Raw genomic sequence first — 635 nt, forward strand, 5'->3', positions numbered from 1 at the left:
CCGGAAGCAGCGAATGTTGAAGAGAGAAAATCAGCACCACGACGCCGATCAGTATCCCTGCAGGCATACAGCGCGACACGGTTTCCAGCGTCACCAGTTTCGCAGCCGCCCCCGCGCCGACAACAATCCCGATAGCCACCATAGCGTTGAGATAGGTCGGTGTGGCGTTATCGGTAATACCCAACGCTACCGGCACCCACAGTACCAGCAGAAAACGCAGCGTCACCCCCGCGCCCCAAAACAGACTGGTTCCCACCAACGAGAAACGCGTTTCACCGTTGCGCCACAACGAAGACGCCGCGCAGAAGAAGCTGCGCGTCATTTTCCCCAGATGCCACGACTGACCAGGACGCGCGGCAGCAAGCTTCNACGCGTCATTTTGCCCAGATGCCAGGACTGACCGGGGCGAGCCGCGGCGAGCTTGGGAATATACACGTTAGCGACCACCGCGCCTGCATAGGCCAGCGCACAGGCGGAAAGCGCAGCAATCACATGCCAGTCGGCCAGCACACCGCCGGCAACAGAACCCAGCAAGATAGCGGCAATGGTTGACGCTTCCATCAGGCCATTCGCTTTCACCAGTTTGTCGCCGGTCGTCAGCTCACCCAGGATGCCATACTTGGCCGGAGAATACG

General features: G+C 60.1%; 1 pseudogene. It reads right to left on the minus strand.

The features are described from left to right. A pseudogene (locus FDX22_RS12490) lies at positions 1 to 635 on the minus strand (MFS transporter); the annotation flags it as partial.

The organism is Citrobacter sp. TBCS-14 (assembly GCF_005280805.1).
Taxonomy (GTDB): domain Bacteria; phylum Pseudomonadota; class Gammaproteobacteria; order Enterobacterales; family Enterobacteriaceae; genus Citrobacter; species Citrobacter gillenii.